This is a genomic window from Corallococcus sp. CA053C (assembly GCF_003611675.1).
Taxonomy (GTDB): Bacteria; Myxococcota; Myxococcia; order Myxococcales; family Myxococcaceae; genus Corallococcus.
Genome location: NZ_RAWA01000075.1, coordinates 13443 through 29438, shown reverse-complemented (window position 1 = coordinate 29438; position 15996 = coordinate 13443). Strand labels below are relative to the sequence as shown.

14 protein-coding genes are annotated in these 15996 nt (G+C 69.1%); 4 read left to right on the top strand and 10 right to left on the bottom strand.

Annotated elements, in window-relative coordinates; translation table 11 throughout:
• Positions 1–108 precede the first annotated feature (108 nt).
• Both D7V97_RS13310 and D7V97_RS13305 read right to left on the bottom strand, forming a co-directional pair.
• Entirely contained in the window at positions 109–846 is a 738-nt protein-coding gene (locus D7V97_RS13310) for a dienelactone hydrolase family protein (protein WP_120610997.1), read from the bottom strand.
• A gap of 121 nt (positions 847–967) precedes the next feature.
• The gene (locus D7V97_RS13305) at positions 968–2833 is read right to left on the bottom strand and encodes a M23 family metallopeptidase (RefSeq protein WP_120610996.1); all 1866 of its coding nucleotides are present in this window, start codon (positions 2831–2833) and stop codon (positions 968–970) included.
• Positions 2834–3248: 415 nt separating this feature from the next.
• Between D7V97_RS13305 and D7V97_RS13300 the strand changes: the two genes are divergently transcribed.
• A complete protein-coding gene (locus D7V97_RS13300) occupies positions 3249–4331 on the top strand; it encodes an alpha/beta fold hydrolase (RefSeq protein WP_120610995.1) in 1083 nt (360 codons plus the stop codon).
• 51 nt (positions 4332–4382) lie between these two features.
• On the opposite strand, the gene D7V97_RS13295 is transcribed toward D7V97_RS13300, so the two are convergent.
• Positions 4383–5981 carry a hypothetical protein gene (locus tag D7V97_RS13295; RefSeq protein WP_147444800.1) on the bottom strand — a complete coding sequence of 533 codons (1599 nt, stop codon included), beginning with the start codon at positions 5979–5981 and terminating at the stop codon, positions 4383–4385.
• A gap of 137 nt (positions 5982–6118) precedes the next feature.
• Here D7V97_RS13295 and D7V97_RS13285 point away from each other — a divergent pair, with 137 nt between their 5' ends.
• From D7V97_RS13285 to D7V97_RS13275, 3 genes are all read left to right on the top strand, one after another.
• Positions 6119–6634, top strand: coding sequence for a GNAT family N-acetyltransferase (locus D7V97_RS13285; protein WP_120610992.1), 516 nt, complete (start codon positions 6119–6121; stop codon positions 6632–6634).
• A 181-nt stretch (positions 6635–6815) separates the two neighbouring features.
• Entirely contained in the window at positions 6816–7070 is a 255-nt protein-coding gene (locus D7V97_RS13280) for a transporter associated domain-containing protein (RefSeq protein WP_199728792.1), read from the top strand.
• A 10-nt stretch (positions 7071–7080) separates the two neighbouring features.
• A complete protein-coding gene (locus D7V97_RS13275; RefSeq protein ID WP_120611001.1) occupies positions 7081–8649 on the top strand; it encodes a YdiU family protein in 1569 nt (522 codons plus the stop codon).
• A 10-nt stretch (positions 8650–8659) separates the two neighbouring features.
• Here the strand turns inward: D7V97_RS13275 and D7V97_RS45865 are convergent, their stop codons facing one another.
• From D7V97_RS45865 to D7V97_RS13240, 7 genes are all read right to left on the bottom strand, one after another.
• Positions 8660–9136 (bottom strand): hypothetical protein, encoded by a 477-nt coding sequence (locus D7V97_RS45865; protein WP_233582744.1) that lies wholly within the window; start codon positions 9134–9136, stop codon positions 8660–8662.
• A 21-nt stretch (positions 9137–9157) separates the two neighbouring features.
• Positions 9158–9931, bottom strand: a complete 774-nt coding sequence (locus D7V97_RS13265) for a hypothetical protein (RefSeq protein ID WP_233582742.1) — start codon at positions 9929–9931, stop codon at positions 9158–9160.
• A 202-nt stretch (positions 9932–10133) separates the two neighbouring features.
• On the bottom strand, positions 10134–11927 hold the full coding sequence (locus D7V97_RS13260; RefSeq protein ID WP_120610990.1) for a M4 family metallopeptidase: 1794 nt from the start codon (positions 11925–11927) through the stop codon (positions 10134–10136).
• A 159-nt stretch (positions 11928–12086) separates the two neighbouring features.
• Entirely contained in the window at positions 12087–12998 is a 912-nt protein-coding gene (locus D7V97_RS13255) for an alpha/beta fold hydrolase (RefSeq protein ID WP_120610989.1), read from the bottom strand.
• A complete protein-coding gene (locus tag D7V97_RS13250; protein WP_120610988.1) occupies positions 12995–13615 on the bottom strand; it encodes a TetR/AcrR family transcriptional regulator in 621 nt (206 codons plus the stop codon). Before D7V97_RS13250 ends, D7V97_RS13255 begins: the two co-directional genes overlap by 4 nt.
• A 79-nt stretch (positions 13616–13694) precedes the next feature.
• Complete coding sequence (locus D7V97_RS13245) at positions 13695–15221, bottom strand: S8 family peptidase (protein WP_120610987.1); 1527 nt, start codon at positions 15219–15221, stop codon at positions 13695–13697.
• Between the two features lie 95 nt (positions 15222–15316).
• A complete protein-coding gene (locus D7V97_RS13240) occupies positions 15317–15940 on the bottom strand; it encodes a pyridoxamine 5'-phosphate oxidase family protein (RefSeq protein WP_120610986.1) in 624 nt (207 codons plus the stop codon).
• Positions 15941–15996: the final 56 nt, after the last annotated feature.

Below are 15996 nucleotides of genomic sequence, written 5' to 3'. Positions count from 1 at the left end.
ACGGGGGAGGGGGGCGTGGGCAGCGGAGGCATGCGCGCGGGAGGATGCGCCAGGAGCCACGCCCAGGGCCAGCATTCCCAGGGCCTTACGCCGCGACGGCTGGGGTGGTCAGGCCCGCAGCGTCCGGCCGAACAGCTCCGTGAGCCTGCGCCAGTGCGTCTCGGCGGCTTCCGGGTGGTACTGGGGCCAGCGCTCCACCGCGTAGCCGTGGCTCGCGCCGGGGTAGAGCTCGGACACGTACCGGGTGCCGGCGGCCTTCAGCGCCGCCTCCAGCGTCTCGATGGCCTGGGCGGGCATGGAGCTGTCCTTGTCCGCGTGGCCGAAATACAGCTCACCCTTCACCTGGCCCACCAGCCGGTGGGGGCTGTCGGGCGCGTCGGTGACGAGGCGCCCGCCATGGGACGAGGCCGCCGCGGCGATGCGGTCCGGGAAGTTCGCGGCCATGCGCACCGCGAGGCCTCCGCTGAAGCAATACCCCGCCACGCCCACCCGGGTTCCCTTCACCGACGGATGATGGGAGAGGAAGTCGAGCTCGGCGGCGGCGTCCTGCTTCTGCCGGTCGGGCGTCAGGTCGCCGATGAGCCCGTAGATGCGCTTGCGGAAGACCTCGTCCGCGAAGGTGCCCTTGAGCTCCAGCCGCGACGCGTGGCCGTCCCGGTAGAAGAGGTTGGGCAGCAGGACGACGTACCCCGCGTCCGCGAGCCGCTGCGCCATGATTTCAAAGGACGGCCGGACGCCAAAGGCATCCATCAGCATGATGACCGCGGGCCACGGGCCCGGGCCTTCCGGCTGGAACAGCTTCGCGTCCATCACTCCATCCGCGGTCTTGATGTCGACGTCTTGCATGGGCTTCCGTGACCTTCCTGGCGTGGGGGGCGTCCCAGGGGAAGGCACGTCATAGCAGGAGTGCCGCGCCTTCCCCCGGGGCGCGGCACTCCTGCCTTCACTACTCAACGCCTGTCAGGCGTCAGGGCTGGACGACGTTGACGCGGGAGGAGCCGAAGGCCTCCATCTTCCAGACGCCGTTGTCCAGGCCGCGCACGTACGGGGTCCCCTGGAACACGGTGAGGTCGAAGGCGCGGATGCCGCCGGGGTGCTCGGCCCAGGTGCTGCCGCCCGTGGAGGACCAGAGGCCGTCATTGGCCCCGATGCCCCACAGCTTGCCGGAGGTGCCGTCCACCGCCAGCCGCTTGAGCGTGGTGGTGGCGGGCAGCTGCGCGAAGTAGGTGCCGTTGTGCTTCCAGACGCGGTCATCCATGCCGATGATGTACAGGATGCCCTGGGCGACCGCGATGTCCTTGCCCGTCGAGGAGGTCGGGGAGTTGGCGCTCCACACGAGGGTGGTGGGGTTGAAGGAGTAGACCTTGTCGTCCAGGCCAATGGCCCACACCTTGCCGGTGGACTCATCCACCGTGATGCGCTTGGCGGACTGCGTCGTCTGGACCCAGCCCGTGCTGGTGCCCCGGTAGACGAAGTCGTTCATCCCAATCACATACGGAATCGAGGCGGTGACGGCGATGGCCTTGGCGGCGCCGCCCGGGTTCACGTCCAGGTAGACGCCGGTGTCGACGGGGATGCTCAGGCGGTCGTGGGTGGTGAGGACCGCGTTGTTGTTGAGCACGGCCCACAGCTGGCCGTTGGTGCCCAGCGCGAAGTCGTTGACCACGGCGTTGCTCAGCAGCGCCGGCGGGCTCGCCGACGGCCAGAGGAGCGAGTTGATGTGATTGGGCGCCGCGCCGCTGGGAATGCCCACGCCGTCCATCGGGGACCAGGGTGCGAGGTGCTCCAACCCGAACCAGGAGGTCAGCACCGCCTGGTCGATGGCGTAGGCGCCGTCGAGCGGCAGGGGGCGCAGCGGGCCTCCGCAATCGGGGGACCACAGCGTCGACGACTTGTCCGACGCGATCGCGCCGATGTGGAGGTGCGGCTTCGAGGAGCTGCCCGAGTTGCCCAGCAGGCCCAGGAAGTCGCCCACGCGCACCACCGCGCCCACCGTCGTCAGGCTCGGGTTGAGCGAGCCGGCCTGCATGTGGGCGTACCCGACCACATACGTGCCGTTGTCGATGACGAAGCTGTTGCCGCCGCCGTGCGACGCCGGGTTGACGGAGCCCACCGGGAAGTTGGTCGCGTCGGTGTTGACGAAGGACTTCACCGTGCCGGCGGTGGCGGAGTAGATGGGCTTGCCCCACTGCCGGTAGTGCTCGTTCTGCGAACCGTCGGTGCCCGGGAGCAGGTCGGACCAGCCGGAGCCCGTCCAACCATAGACGCCCACGTCATGGGCGAAGAGCTGGCAGCCCTGGACGCTCGCGCCGTGCACCGCGCCCATGCCCTGCCAGTACTCGTGGGGGCGCAGGTCTCCCACGCGGCCCCAGAAGTGGTTGCTGCCGGAAGGCGTGGGGGCCTGGTAGGCGGCGAGCGTGAACGTCTCCATCAGCGAGGTCGGGTAGCCCGTGAAGAACAGCCGAATGCGGATGGTGGAAGGCGCCGGGTTCGGCAGGATGATGTTCTGGGCGGTGCTGAACGACCAGTTGCGGACCGCGTTCGCGGGCACGACGACGCTGGTGCTCATGCCCGTGAGCAGCGTCGTGCCGGGAAAGTCGATCAGCACCGAGGTCAACGTCACGGACGTCGCCTCGTTGTTGCGCAGCGCCAGCGCGAGCGACACCTGGTGGCTGGGGCTCCCCCCGAGCGTGGGGGCCGCCATGGTGAGGTAGCGGATGGCGCCTCCCTCCATGGGTTCGTAGTAGGTCGTGACGTCCGGCGTCTGGGCGAGCGCGAGCGGCGCCCACAGGAGACAGGGCAACAACAACAGGAGGGTACGGAGCTTCATCATGGGTTCCGGGGTCCTTGGATTGGGAGCAGGCCCTCCCCAGAGCAACGCGGGTGCCAAGGCGTGTTCCCCTCGGAGGCGACCTCTTGCACGGCAAGCGTTGCCGTCTTCCGGGCTTGGAGGGCCGGCAAGGTCGGCCGGTTCCGGCGGGGATTGCCGGGCTGCTCAGCCCCGAGGACTCCGCCGCCCCGGGAGGCGGCCAGCAGCGTGAAGTTCAGGGTCTACGACGGCGCGGGCAAGCTGTCGCCCACGGCGGCGTTGGACAACCAGGGCAGGCGCGTGTCCGTCCCCAACAACTGTCTGACTCGTCACGGGGCAAACCCTAGCGGCGGGAGGCCACTTCTTCGGGTCCGTTCTGGCAGGATGCGGCGCGGACCCGCGAAGAGGAGGCCGTGTGGTGGACCTGCACCCGAGTCGTATGACTGTCGTTGGAATCCTGGGACTGCTGGCGGCGCTCGTCGCGGGCCCCGCCGGGGCCGAGGTGGCGCGGGCGGAGTTCCTCGTCCCCGTGGAGCCGGGCATCGAGGTGTCCGTGCGCGAGGTGAAGGACACCGGGATGCAGGTGGCGAACCTCCCTCCGCTCATCCTCGTGCACGGCGGGCGCGTCCCGGGGCGGGCGTCCTTCGACCTGCCCGTCGAAGGAGGCTCGCTCGCGGCGGACCTCGCGCGCGCGGGGCACGCCGTCTACGTCATGGATGCGCGGGGCTACGGCGGCTCCACCCGGCCGCAGGCCATGAGCGCGCCGGTGACGGGCCAGCCGCTGGTGGGCTCCCACGAGGTCGTCCGGGACGTGCACGCGGTGGTGGGCTGGGTGCAGGCGCGCACCGGTCAGCGCCGCGTCGGGCTGCTGGGCTGGGCCACCGGGGGCCACTGGGCGGGGATGTACACCAGCCTCTACCCGGAGGGCGTGAGCCACCTCGTCATGCTCAACGCGCTGTATGCCGGGAGCGCGGAGCACAAGATGCTGGGGCGGGGCACGGACTTCGAGGATCCGAAGCGGCCGGGACGCTTCAACGCGGAAGGGATGGGCGCGTACCGGTGGAACACGGGGGCGTCCGCGGTCGCCCCGTGGGACCGCGGCATCCCCCTGGAGGACAAGGCGCAGTGGAGGGATCCGGAGGTGGTCGCGGCCTACCAGCGCGAAGCGCTCGCGAGCGATCCGCTGGCGGCCTCGCGCACGCCGGCGGCCTTCCGGGCTCCGTCTGGAGCGCTGGAGGACAGCTTCTACCTGGCCACGGGAAGGCCGCTCTGGGACGCGGCCTCCATCACCGCGCGCGTCCTCATCGTCCGCGCGGAGAATGACTTCTGGAGCCGGCCCGAGGACGTCACGCGCCTCCAGGAGCACCTGGTGCACGCGGCGGCCGTGAAGACCGTGGTGATCCCGCAGGCGACGCACTTCGTCCACCTGGAGCGTGCGGAGCGGGGACGCCGCGTCCTCCTGGACGAGGTCCTCCGCTTCACCGGCGCGAAGACAGGCGCGCCGGCGAAGCCCGCGAAGTAGGGCGGACCCCGCGGCGTGAGGCCGTGGGGTCCGCTTCAGGACTTCACGGTGTCAGCGATTGCCCAGGGCCGTGCGCAGGCCGTCCGTGATGACCGACTTGAGGTCCTCGGCCGTGAGATTGGGGTTCTTCTTCAGCTGCTCCCGGGCGTAGTTGGACCAATCGCGGATCTCCCGGTCCGTGGGCAGGCGGGGCTTGTCCGAGGGCGTGCCCTCATAGAGCTCGAAGACCCACTTGAAGGCGTCCTTCACGAACTGCTCCAGCGGGGCGGACGCCGCCGGACCGCCCACGCCGCGCATGTCGTCGCGCACGGCGTCCGTGATGGCGCTCGACAGCTGCGAGGGCGTCATGTCCGGGTTCTCCGCCAGCTTCGCCTTGGCGAACTTCGTCCACTTGTCCACCTCGGCCGGCGTCGCGGTGCGCGAGGCGCCCTGGTAGGCCTGGGACGCCCAGCTCACCGCGTCGTCGATGAGCTTCTTGTAGTTGGGCTGCCCGCCGCCCGTCGTCGCGCCGGTGACCTCATCGCGCACGGCGTCCTGGATGGCGGCCTGGAGCTGCGAGGGCGAGTAGTCCGGGTGCTCCGCCATCGTCTTGTTGGCGAAGTCGGTCCACTTCTTCATCTCCGCCTGCGTCGGGCCGCGGTCGGTGCCCTCGTAGAGCTTGGCCGCCCAGCTCACCGCGTCCTTGATGAACTTGTCGACGTTGGGCTTGCCGCCGGGGCCGCCCGACATGCCCGTCATCTCGTCACGCACGCCGTCCATGATGGCGGCGGACAGCTGCGAGGGCGTCATGTCCGGGTTCTCCGCCATCGTCTTGTTGGCGAAGTCGGTCCACTTCTTGATCTCCGCCGGTGACGCGTCGCGCGCGTTGTCCGAGTACAGCCCGCTGCACCAGTTCACGGCGTCCTGGATGAATTTGCTGACGTTCGCGCCGGCCGCGAAGCCCGCGCCGCCCGAACCGCCCGAACCGCCCGTCATGCCCGTGGCCTTGTTGCGCACTTCATCCATGATGGCGGCGGAGAGCTGATCCGGCGTCATGTCCGGGTGCTCCGCCATCGTCTTGTTCGCGAAGGCGGTGAACTCGGCGATTTCCGCGCGCGTCGCGTCGCGGGGGGCGCCCTCGTAGCAGGTGGCGGTCCAGTTGACGGCCTCCTTCACGAACTTTTCAATCTTCGCGGGCGTGACGGCGTCCCCGCCGTCACGGCGCTTGCGCAGCTCGGCGACCAGGCTCTCGGTCAGGTCCGCCGCGGTCATGTTCGGGTTCTTCTCGCGAAGGCCCTTCGCGAAGTTCATCAGGCTCGTGCGCTCGTCGCGGGAGAGGATCTGCGTGCCCTGGTAGACCTGGTTGAAGGCCTTGTCGATGCAGACGGCCATCTTCTCATCGCGCAGGGGCCCCAGCAGGCCGGGCAGCACCTCCGTGGGGGCCGCCGCCGGCTGGGCCAGCGCCACCTTCGCCGCGGGGGAGGCCGACATCGTCTGCCTCACGGTCGTCACCGGGGCCGGCTTCGCCACCGGAGCGGCTGCCGAGGACTTCAACATGCCAAACAGGTTCGAGAGCTGCCGGGCCACAACGCTCTTCGCACCCACCGTCTCCGACCTGGGCTGCTGCTTGGGCGCGGAAACGCCAGGCCTGCCCTCTCCCACCTTCGACATGATTGACCCCCTTGTGGGCATGAGTGCCCGTTAACAGGATTATCGCTCAAGTCCCGGGTTTGGTGCTTGGGTTGTCATTGGGGCGCTAAGGGCCCGTTTTTCCTGCGATGACGTGGCAAGTCGTTAGGATGCCGGGGATGATTTCCATCCGGAGAATCGAAGCAGCGACCCCCGCCGAGCGTGAGGGGCTGATGGCATTGCTCATCGACACGGTGGCCAGTGGCGCGTCGGTGGGTTTCCTCGCACCGCTCGCGCCCGAGGCCGCGGCGGAGTACTGGCGGGAGGCGCTCGCGTCCCTCGGGCCAGGGCGGGTGCTGTGGATCGCGGAGCAGGAGGGGCGCATCGTCGGCTCCGTGCAGCTCGCGCCCAGCCTGCGGGAGAACTCGCCGCACCGCGCGGAGCTCCAGAAGCTGTTCGTGCACTCGAGCGCCCGGGGGCAGGGATTGGGGTCGCGGCTCTTGCGCGAGGTGGAGCAATTCGCTCGGAGCCGGGGCATCACCCTGCTGGTGCTCGACACGCTGGCGGGCTCGCAGGCCGAGGCTGTCTATCTGCACCTCCAATGGCAGCGCGTGGGGGAGGTCCCCAACTGGGCGAAGGACACCGAAGGCGTCCTGCGCCCCACGGTGTATTTCTTCAAGACCCTGAGTCCGTGAGCCCCGCACCCAGGGTCCAGGCCGCGGCACCGCGAGCCGCGCGTCCGTGCAAGGTTGGATTCGGGGTTCCCGGGTGCGTGCCTGTTTGGCTGCCCACCAGGGATCCCCCCGCCCTCCTGGACCTGAGTCCAAGGGGGGGCGTCCATCGACGGGAGCAAGGGGCGATGCCCATCCTCGTTCGGTGGACCCATGCACTGACACATTCCTGGGCGGGGAGCTGGGGCTCGACCTCACGCACGACGAGGTGGACACCGTGAGCGGGCTCGTGCTCGCGAAGCTGGGCAGGCCTCCTCGCGTGGGGGATAAGGTCGAACACGCGGAGGCCCTCTTCGAGGTGACGGTCGTGGAGGGGCATGGCGTGAAGGGGTGTCGCATCCAACGCCTGCCACCCTCCGCCGTCACCGCGCCGGAGGAGGGTGTCGCCCCACCGGCCTGAGGAACTCACCATGTCCCAGTTCACCTCCCGCTTCCTCGACGCCACGCCCGGCGATCCACTCTCCGACACGCGGTCGCGCCAGGTGCATGGGGCGCTCTGGTCCCGCGTCCAGCCCACGCCCGTCTCCGCCCCCAGGCTCGTCGCCCTGTCTCCGGAGGTCGCGCGAATGCTGGGGCTGGACGAGGCCGCGCTGCGCTCCGAGGCGTGGGTGCGCGTGCTCTCCGGCAACGCGCTGGAGCCGGGCATGGTGCCGTACGCGGCCAACTACGGCGGGCACCAGTTCGGCCAGTGGGCGGGGCAGCTGGGGGATGGCCGGGCCATTGGCCTGGGAGAGCTGCGGGCCCCCGACGGCAGGCTCTACGAGTTGCAGCTCAAGGGCGCGGGCCGGACGCCCTACTCGCGGCGTGCCGACGGACGCGCGGTGCTGCGCTCCTCCATCCGCGAGTTCCTGTGCAGCGAGGCCATGCATCACCTGGGCGTGCCGACGACGCGCGCGCTGTCGCTCGTCGCCACCGGGGACGCCGTCGTGCGGGACATGTTCTACGACGGGCATCCCCAGGAGGAGCCCGGCGCCATCGTCTGCCGCGTCGCGCCCACCTTCCTGCGCTTCGGCAACTTCGAGCTGTGCACGAGCCGGGGGGACATGGCGCTGCTCAAGCAACTGGCGGACTACACGCTGACGCAGTTCTTCCTGGAGCTGGGAGCGCCGTCGAAGGACACCTATGCCGCCTTCTTCAGCGAGGTGGCGCGGCGCACCGCGAAGCTCATCGCGCACTGGCAGGCGGTGGGCTTCGTGCACGGCGTGATGAACACCGACAATATGTCGATTCTGGGGCTCACCATCGACTACGGGCCCTACGGCTGGGTGGACGACTTCGACCCTGACTGGACGCCGAACACCACGGACGCCGAACACGGCCGTTACCGGTTCGGCAACCAGCCCGCCATCGGGATGTGGAACATCGAGCGGCTGGGCGTCGCGCTGATGCCGCTCTTCGAAGGCGACGAGAGCGTGTTCCAGGCAGGGCTCATCGAATACCAGCGCACGCTGAACGCGGAGATGACGGCGCGCTACGCGGCGAAGCTGGGGCTGTCCACCCTGGAGGGCGCCGCGGACGTCGAGCGGGTCAACGCGTGCCTGGCGTGGCTCGCGGAGGAGGAGACGGACATGACGCTCTTCTTCCGCGGCCTGTCCCGCGTGGTGGCCGCCCCCACCGCGCCCACCGTGTTCCCGGACGTGCTGCGCGAGGCCTTCTACGGGCCGGTGCCCGAGCACCATCTGGCCCGGGGCCTCCAATGGCTGACGTCGTGGTGGGAGCGCACGCGGCGCGAGGGCGCGGACCCCTTGGAGCTGGCGCGCCGGATGGACGCGGTGAATCCGAAGTACGTCCTGCGCAACTACCTGGCCCAGGAGGCCATCGACGCGGCCCACGCGGGGGACGACTCCAAGGTGCACCAGTTGCTGGACGTGATGCGACACCCCTTCGATGAGCAACCGGGCCGCGAAACGTACGCGGCCCGGCGGCCCGACTGGGCCAGGTCCAAGCCCGGCTGCTCCGCGCTCTCCTGCAGCTCCTGAGATGGACCTCTTACGGATGGTACGGGTATCGCGCCAGGACCTTTCCCTCGGGTGATACGGCGTACAGCTCGAACCAGTGCGGTGAGGGATTGAAGCCCGGTGTCGCCCAACCGCATTTTTCTACACGCCGGTTGATCTCAACGAAATACAGCCCGTCGTGCTGTCCCACGACGACCTCCATGGCTTTGGCGGAGTACGAGCAGTCCTTCGCATACTCCTTCGGAAAGCTGGCCAGCAGCCTTTGAAGCGCGGCATGTGCCGCGAGGATTGCCGGGCCATCCAGCGTCGCCAATGGGCGCAGGTCATCCGGCCACTCAATCCCCTCCGCGATGATGGGCGCGCGAGCGGTGGTGCCCCCATCCGTCCTCGCGGCGCTGGGGGGCGCGGAGACGGTTCCTCCGTCCCTGGCGGTCGTCCCCGTGGGAGAGGTGCTCATGCCTCCATCCAGCAGGAGTGTCATGAGGAGGTAGTACGGCGGCTTCAGCATGGGGCGTTCTCCACGGAGCTTCTACCACTTCAGTTCGGGTGAGCATTGGGGCAGGAGCGTTCTGGGGCTGCGCATGCCGGACGCCTCCCGAGGATGACAGGTGGCTCGAAACTCCCAATGGCGCTGGTGCTCATTCCATTGGAAGACCTCACCCGCCGGATTCCATTTGTAGAAGCGTGGCTCGTCCCGGTGACCGGTGGCGAGCCACGCCCACGCGGGGATCAGCTGGTTGCGTGAGTCACGCGCCAGCCTGCCGCTCGGGCTCGCGGCATAGGACACCATGGTCCACAGTCCGTCTCCCATCTTCAGCGCGGGAAACTGGTTCAGGTCCGGACCGCTCATCAAGGTCCCGCACGGGTGATTGTGGGCGAAGCCGACGACAGGGAGGTCGCGGCCGAAGGACTCGTCCTCCACTCCTCCGAACGGGGGCTGACAGGCGTTCTGCTCCTTCAGCAGGTTGCGGATGGGCCACGAAACGCGCCAGTCCTGCGGTGTCCTGTAGAGGGCGACACAATATTCGGCGGCATCCGGGCGTGGGCTCCCTGTGTTGGGATCGCAGGCATCCGCTGCACCCGGTAGCGCCATCAAGCTCCTGAGCGTTGGCAGCACCAGATCATCCGGGACACTGGCCGCGTCCGAGACGACGATGGGGACGTTCTCGTGCACCCAGGGGCCGGGCGCCACCGCGAGGTCGAACCTCCCCTCCAGGATGGGCAGCTCGGACCTCAGGTAGTAGCGCCTGTGGCTCGCACATGCCAGGGCAAGCATGAGCACGACGAGGAAGGAGGGCCGCAACAGGGGACTCATTCGGGTCATGGGCCAACAGGACCTGGAGGCGCGGGAGGCCATCGCGCACCAGGATATCCTGTGGCCCCCTTGAAGGTGTTCCCGGTCGGACTGGCCTCACCTGGCCTCATCCCGTCAGCCCGAAAAGAAACCGGCGCGGCCGCCATTGGGTGGCGACCGCGCCGGTGGGACGGGACAGCAAACCCGTGGATTACTGCCCGGAGCTGACCTTGAAGGTCGCGCCGGAGTAGGCCGTGTAGCCCTTGATCAGCACGTAGTACGTGCCCTGCTTCGCCGGGTTGAGGGTGCAGGACTCGTTGGTGGTGGCACCCGCCGAGATGCAGTCGTAGCTCGACGTGGTGGGCGCGCTGCCGAACTTCACGTACACGTCCGCGTCACCCGTGCCGCCGGAGAGCTCGAACTTCATCGCCGCCGCGCCCGCGGGCGTGACGTAGCTGAGGTTCGTGCTGCTGTTGCGGCTGCCACCCACGTTGTTCAGCGTGGTGATGACAGTCCACGTCGGCGGGGCGGCGACACCCACCGCGGTCCACGCCTCGTTGACGGAGGCCGCGGCGGCGGAGCCGTACAGGTCCGTGGCGGCCTGCACCGTGGCGCCCCGCGCGTCGGAGAAGGTGCTGCCCGGCGTCAGGTAGACCGTGTTCGCGCGGTAGAAGATGGCCGCGCCCTTCATGATGCTGTTGTAGCGGTTGGCCGCGTCCAGCGCCGTCACCACGTTCGTCGTCTTGCCGCGCGGGTGCGTGCCACCGGAGACCATCAGGTTGAACGCCAGGTTCGCGATGCCCGAGTTCCAGTGCACGCCGCCGCTGTCGGAGGTGCCCGTGTAGCGCGTGGGGTAGTAGTCGTAGTCCCCCGCGATGGCCGGGTCGTTCATGTAGCGCAGGGCGTCGCCAGCCGTGCCGGGCGTCCAGCACTCCTCGCCAATCTTCCAGGTGTTCGCGGTGACGGCGCCATCCCGGTAGGCCTCGATGGAGGAGCCGAAGATGTCGGACATGGCCTCGTTGAGCGCGCCGGACTCGTTGGCGTAGATGAGCTCCGACGACGTGTCGGTGACGGCGTGCGTGAGCTCGTGGCCGACGACGTCCAGCACGGTCAGCGCTGTGGACTGCACGCCGTCACCGTCGCCGTAGACCATCTGCGTCCCGTTCCAGAACGCGTTCACGTAGTTCTTGCTGTAGTGCACGCTCGAGATGAGGTTCGTCCCCAGCCCGTCGTAGCTGTCACGCCCGAACACGCTCGCGTAGAAGTCGTACGTGAAGCCCGCGTTGTCGTGGGCCTGGTTCATCACCGCGTCGCTCGTGGGCCCCTGGCCCTCGCTGCGCACCAGCGAGCCCGGGAGCGTCGTGCGGTTGTTCGCCGTGTACGTCTTGCGGTTGCGGCTCGTCTGCAGGTTGTCGAACTGACGGACGGCCTCGCCCGAGTGCGCGTCGATGAAGAGGTTCGGCAGGGAGGGCTCGCCGTCCGCCTTCACCGTCTCCAGCTGCACCCGCCACGTCAGGCGCGTGGCCTGGCTGTCGGCGAGGATCTGCAGGTCCGCCCTGGGCGCACCCACCAGCGTGCCGCCGGCCTCCAGCGCGGCGATGGCGCGCTGGATGGCCTCGTCCGCCTTGAGGCGGGGCGTGGTGTCCACCTTGAGGTCGCGAACCAGCTTGTCCGTCACGCTGGCGACGGCGCCGTTCGAGTCGAGGTGGATGATGGCCGCGGCGCCGAACACGGGGACGCCCTTGAAGGTCTGCGTCACGCGCTCGTGCGACTTGCCCTGCGAATCCACCATCACGCGGCGGGAGGACACTTCCCCCGCGCCACGGAAGAACTCGGGACGCTGCGCCTGCAGTCGGCTCAGGCCCACGCCCGCGGCGGGCTTCGCCGCCAGTGCGCTGTCCTGCACTCCAGGCGCGGCCGGCAGGGTGTCATCAACGGTGTCGGTACCGCAGGCACTTCCCAGCATCAGGAGGGGGACGAGGGAGACGAATCGGCGAAGGCGCATGGAGGGGCTCCGGTTCGCCCGGGTGTAAAATTACAGCCCAGGCTTTTGTGTAGACCCGGCAACCCGTGAATCGGCCACGCGCCTCCAACGTCTTCTCGGGATTCCCAAATGAGGCGCCCGGGACCCACCGAGAGCATGGCGGCGCCGGTCGCCCGCAACCTAACTGGAGGTGGCCTCCCGCAGCGCCGTCCGTTCAAGCCAGTCCGCCGCCTCATCCCAGGCCGCGCGGGGCATCGTCGGGCGGAACCAGCCGAAGTGGCCGATGCGCTTCACGCCGAGCTCCGATGGCGTGCGGCGCAGGTGCTCGCGCGGGGCCTGGGGATAGGAGTCGAGCAGACCTTGAACCGCGGCCTCTGGCGCGTAGGTGTCGTCCGTGAAGCTGTAGAGCCTCAGCGGCGCTCGGAGCTGTGCGTTGTAGGGCCGCAGCGGTTCGCCTCTGTCATTGGACACGTAGTGGGGGCTGCGGCACCAGCGGGCCCATTGCGTTGCGATGCCCGCCGGCAGGTTGCCCATGCCGACGAGCTTCCCCGGGAAGTGGCCCAGCAGCGCCACCGAGACGGGCGTCACCACGTTCCAGATGAACGCCAGCAGCAGCGCATGGCGGCCCCGCCAGTTCCTCCACCAGCCGTGCTGCGAGGCAATCAGCAATACCGCGTGGAATCGCGACGCGGTGTCCGCGAGCCCCAGCATCTGTCCTCCCGCGGAGTGGCCCACCACCGCCAGCCGGTGCGACGGAAAGCGCGCGGTGAGCCAGTCCGTGACGCCGGGCGCGTCCTGCTCGCCCCAGTCCTGGAAGCGGGCTTCCCGGAGCGCCGCCGCCTCCATCCGCGAGTCGCCCATGCCCCGGTAGTCGTAGGTGAGGACGTCAAAGCCCCGGTCCGCGAGGAAGCGCGCGAAGGCGTCGTAGTACCTGCGCGGAATCGCCGTCCCCGCGTTGAGCTGCACCGCGACCCCGTTGCTCCGGCTCCCCTGGTACAGCGTCGCGGCCAGGGGCTGGCCGTCCCGGGCGGGAAGCTGGACCTCCTCGACCCGCACGGGGGCGGGGGAGGGTGTTTCGACGTTGAGCCTCATGACGACCTCCCGGTGGGTGACTCGGGCCGCAAGCTCTTCCATGCGGCGTCGGCGAGGACCTTCTCGATGCCCGCCTTCAGCTCTCCCCGGCCGGTGGCCCAATAGCGCAGCAGCTCCTGCGCGGGCCCCAGCAGCAGGGGCATGTACGCCGTCGTCGGGAGGCGGAGGAGCTGGCCCTCCTTCGCGAAGTGCTTCAACCGCGCGTAGCCGTCGCGCACGAAGTCGCCCGTGGCCTCCTGGACCTCCGGCTCCGCCGCCGAGACGGCTTCGTCCCGCCGCATCTGGATGAGGTAGCGCGCGGCCTCGGGGTGGGCGCGCGACCAGGCGATGTGGTGCACCACCACCGTGCGCACGAAGGCTTCCGCGCCGTGCTCCCGCTCCAGGCGCCCACGCAGCGCTTCCTGATGCTGGCGCAGGCAGTCGATGTAGAGGGCCACCGCGATGCCCTCCTTCGCTCCGAAGTGGTGGTAGACGCTGCCCACGCTGGCGCCGCTCAGTTTGCGGATGTCCTCGATGGTCGTCGCCGCCCACCCCAGCCGGGTGAAGCACTCGAGCGCGGCCTCCAGGATGGCGCGGCGGCTCCGCTCTCCCACCGCGCTTCGACGTTCCTTCTCCATGACTAGAACAAGATTCTAGAATCTCGTTCCAGTCAATGCCGCCCGCGCACCTGCTGCCCGGCGCGCTGTCTTCTCCGCGCTACGGCGTGACGGTCGTCGACAGCGATACGCCCGAGAAGCTCGCGAAGCCGTGCAGCATGACGTACAGGGGGCCCGCAGCTGGCGAGTTGAGGGTGCAGGTCTCCGCGTTGCCGGTCAGGTAGGGCGCGCAGTCATGGACGCTGAGCGAGGGCAGCGCGCCGGACCGCACGTAGAGGTCCACGTCACCCGTTCCGCCGCTGGTGGTGAAGGTGACCTGAGTGGTGCCCGTCGGCACTTCGAGCCGGAAGAAGCGCATGTCGCCCAGCCGGTTGGAGATGCCGCTGACCGGGGTGCCTCCCCTCAGCCGCGAGCCGATGAAGCCCGTGTACAGCAGGCGGTCCGGCGTTGGAGCCGTGGGCGTGGGGGTGAGCGCACCGGTGGTGGCATGGCTCGTGAGCATCGATGACACCGAGGCGGGCGTGGCCGTGGGGAATACCTCCAGCCAGAGCGCGGCGGCCCCGGTCGCGACAGCCGCGCCCACTCCGCCGCCGATGGTGCTGGTCGCGGTGTCGCTGTTGTACCAGCCGCCCGTGATGCCATCTCCTGGCGCGAACAGGTCCACGCAGCCGCCGAAGTTGGAGAAGGGCGCCACCGCGTCGGTGTTCCTGGAAAATCCCACGGTGATGAGCTCGGGCATGCGCGCGGGCGACGAGGTGCAGGCGTCCACGGACCGGATGCCGGCGGTGCCCACGTAGGTGACGCCCTGGGCGATGGAGTTGCGGACCACCGCCTCCAGCGTGGTGTTGACCGACGTCATGTTGAGGTTGAGCAGGGCCACGGCCGGCTTGATGTGATTGAGGGTGACCCAGTCCACGCCGGCGAGGATGTTGGAGATGTTGCCGCTGCCACCGCAGTCCAGCACGCGCACCGAGTGCAGCCGCGTGCCCTTGGCGACGCCGTAGGTGTTGCCTCCGATGACGGTGGCCCAGTGGGTGCCCACGCCGTTGCAGTCGGTGTGGCCCATGCCGTCCGGGATGTTGTTGAAGTCCGCCGTGGCCCGGCCGCCCAGGTCGGTGTGGGTGGTGCGGATGCCGGTGCTGATGAGGTAGGTGTGAACGCCCGCCCCGGTACCGAAGTACGTGTACTGGTTGTCGAGCGGCAGCGTGCGCTGGTCGATGCGGTCCAGTCCCCAGTTGCCTGGCGAGGACTGCACGAGGGAGTCGCGCACCACCGCATCCTCCTCGATGGAGGCCACCGCCGGGTGGCGGGCCAGCTCGAGCGCCTGGGCCTCCGTCATGCGCACCGAGAAGCCCCGCAGGGCCTTCTGGTACACGTGGAGCACCTGTCCACCGTGCTTCGACGCCAGGGCCTCCGCCAGCGCGGGCACGCCCTCCGGCTCGCCCATGGCCAGGGGCGCGAGCACCACCACGTACTGCCCGGGTACGGGGAACTCCGCTCGTAACAGGCGGGACGTCTGGCCTGTCGCCTCGGCGGGTGCCTCTCCCGTGGAGGGCTCCGACTCCGGACTGCAGGCGGACAATATCAACCACGGTAGCAGCATCAGGGGACGTCGGACGTTGCGCATGGGCGGGTGCTCCGGGTGACAGGAATCACTGGGAGTAGCGCCGTGCTCCTCTCGCAGTCAAGCTGCGAAGGCTGAAATAAAAGCAATACATGAATTCATGGTGGGGTGGGCGGTGTCGCCGCCTGGAGACGGCGGTTCTCGGCTTCCAGCTCCGCGATGCGGTTCTCCAGCCTCTGGAGCGACTGGGCCACCTCGGAGGCATCGAGCTTCTGCGGGATGTGCTTCGGGCAGTTCACATCCCAGGCGCTCACCGTGATGAGGACGACCTGTTCGGGGCGTGCCCGGGACCCGGTGGGGGCGAACCGGGCCAGCAGCTCGTCCGTCGCGGGCACGACGCGCGCCGTGCCCCAGACCTTGACGCGGCGCTGGTGCGCGTAGTCCATGAGGAAGAGGCAGACCCGCTCGTTCTCGGACAGGTTGCCCGTCGAGACGTACTGGCGGTTGCCCACGAAGTCGACGAACCCGAGCGTGTGGTCGTCGAGTCCCTGGATGAACCCCCGGGGGCCACCGCGATGCTGGATGTAGGGCTGCCCCTCCGCGTTCGCGGTGGCCAGGAACCCCGTGTCCACCTGCGCGAGGAACGCGAGCAGGCTCTCCGTCACCTCGGTCTCGAAGCCCCCGTCGCGCTCCATCCGGGCATACGCGCCCCTGGAGCCGCGCTCGCTCTGCACCTGCTTCACCGCTGGGGAGAAGGCCACATCGCTCGAAATGGGTTTCATCGACAAGAAGGTAGGGACCTCCCGTTTCGTCAACAATGGAGCGTTCGTGGTAACAG

Bases quoted from the DNA above. Each gene is read 5' to 3' on its own strand.
- D7V97_RS13310 (WP_120610997.1), bottom strand. From the start codon at position 846: ATGCAAGACGTCGACATCAAGACCGCGGATGGAGTGATGGACGCGAAG.
- D7V97_RS13305 (WP_120610996.1), bottom strand. From the start codon at position 2,833: ATGATGAAGCTCCGTACCCTCCTGTTGTTGTTGCCCTGTCTCCTGTGG.
- D7V97_RS13300 (WP_120610995.1), top strand. From the start codon at position 3,249: ATGACTGTCGTTGGAATCCTGGGACTGCTGGCGGCGCTCGTCGCGGGC.
- D7V97_RS13295 (WP_147444800.1), bottom strand. From the start codon at position 5,981: ATGTCGAAGGTGGGAGAGGGCAGGCCTGGCGTTTCCGCGCCCAAGCAG.
- D7V97_RS13285 (WP_120610992.1), top strand. From the start codon at position 6,119: ATGATTTCCATCCGGAGAATCGAAGCAGCGACCCCCGCCGAGCGTGAG.
- D7V97_RS13275 (WP_120611001.1), top strand. From the start codon at position 7,081: ATGTCCCAGTTCACCTCCCGCTTCCTCGACGCCACGCCCGGCGATCCA.
- D7V97_RS45865 (WP_233582744.1), bottom strand. From the start codon at position 9,136: ATGCTGAAGCCGCCGTACTACCTCCTCATGACACTCCTGCTGGATGGA.
- D7V97_RS13260 (WP_120610990.1), bottom strand. From the start codon at position 11,927: ATGCGCCTTCGCCGATTCGTCTCCCTCGTCCCCCTCCTGATGCTGGGA.
- D7V97_RS13255 (WP_120610989.1), bottom strand. From the start codon at position 12,998: ATGAGGCTCAACGTCGAAACACCCTCCCCCGCCCCCGTGCGGGTCGAG.
- D7V97_RS13250 (WP_120610988.1), bottom strand. From the start codon at position 13,615: ATGGAGAAGGAACGTCGAAGCGCGGTGGGAGAGCGGAGCCGCCGCGCC.
- D7V97_RS13245 (WP_120610987.1), bottom strand. From the start codon at position 15,221: ATGCGCAACGTCCGACGTCCCCTGATGCTGCTACCGTGGTTGATATTG.
- D7V97_RS13240 (WP_120610986.1), bottom strand. From the start codon at position 15,940: ATGAAACCCATTTCGAGCGATGTGGCCTTCTCCCCAGCGGTGAAGCAG.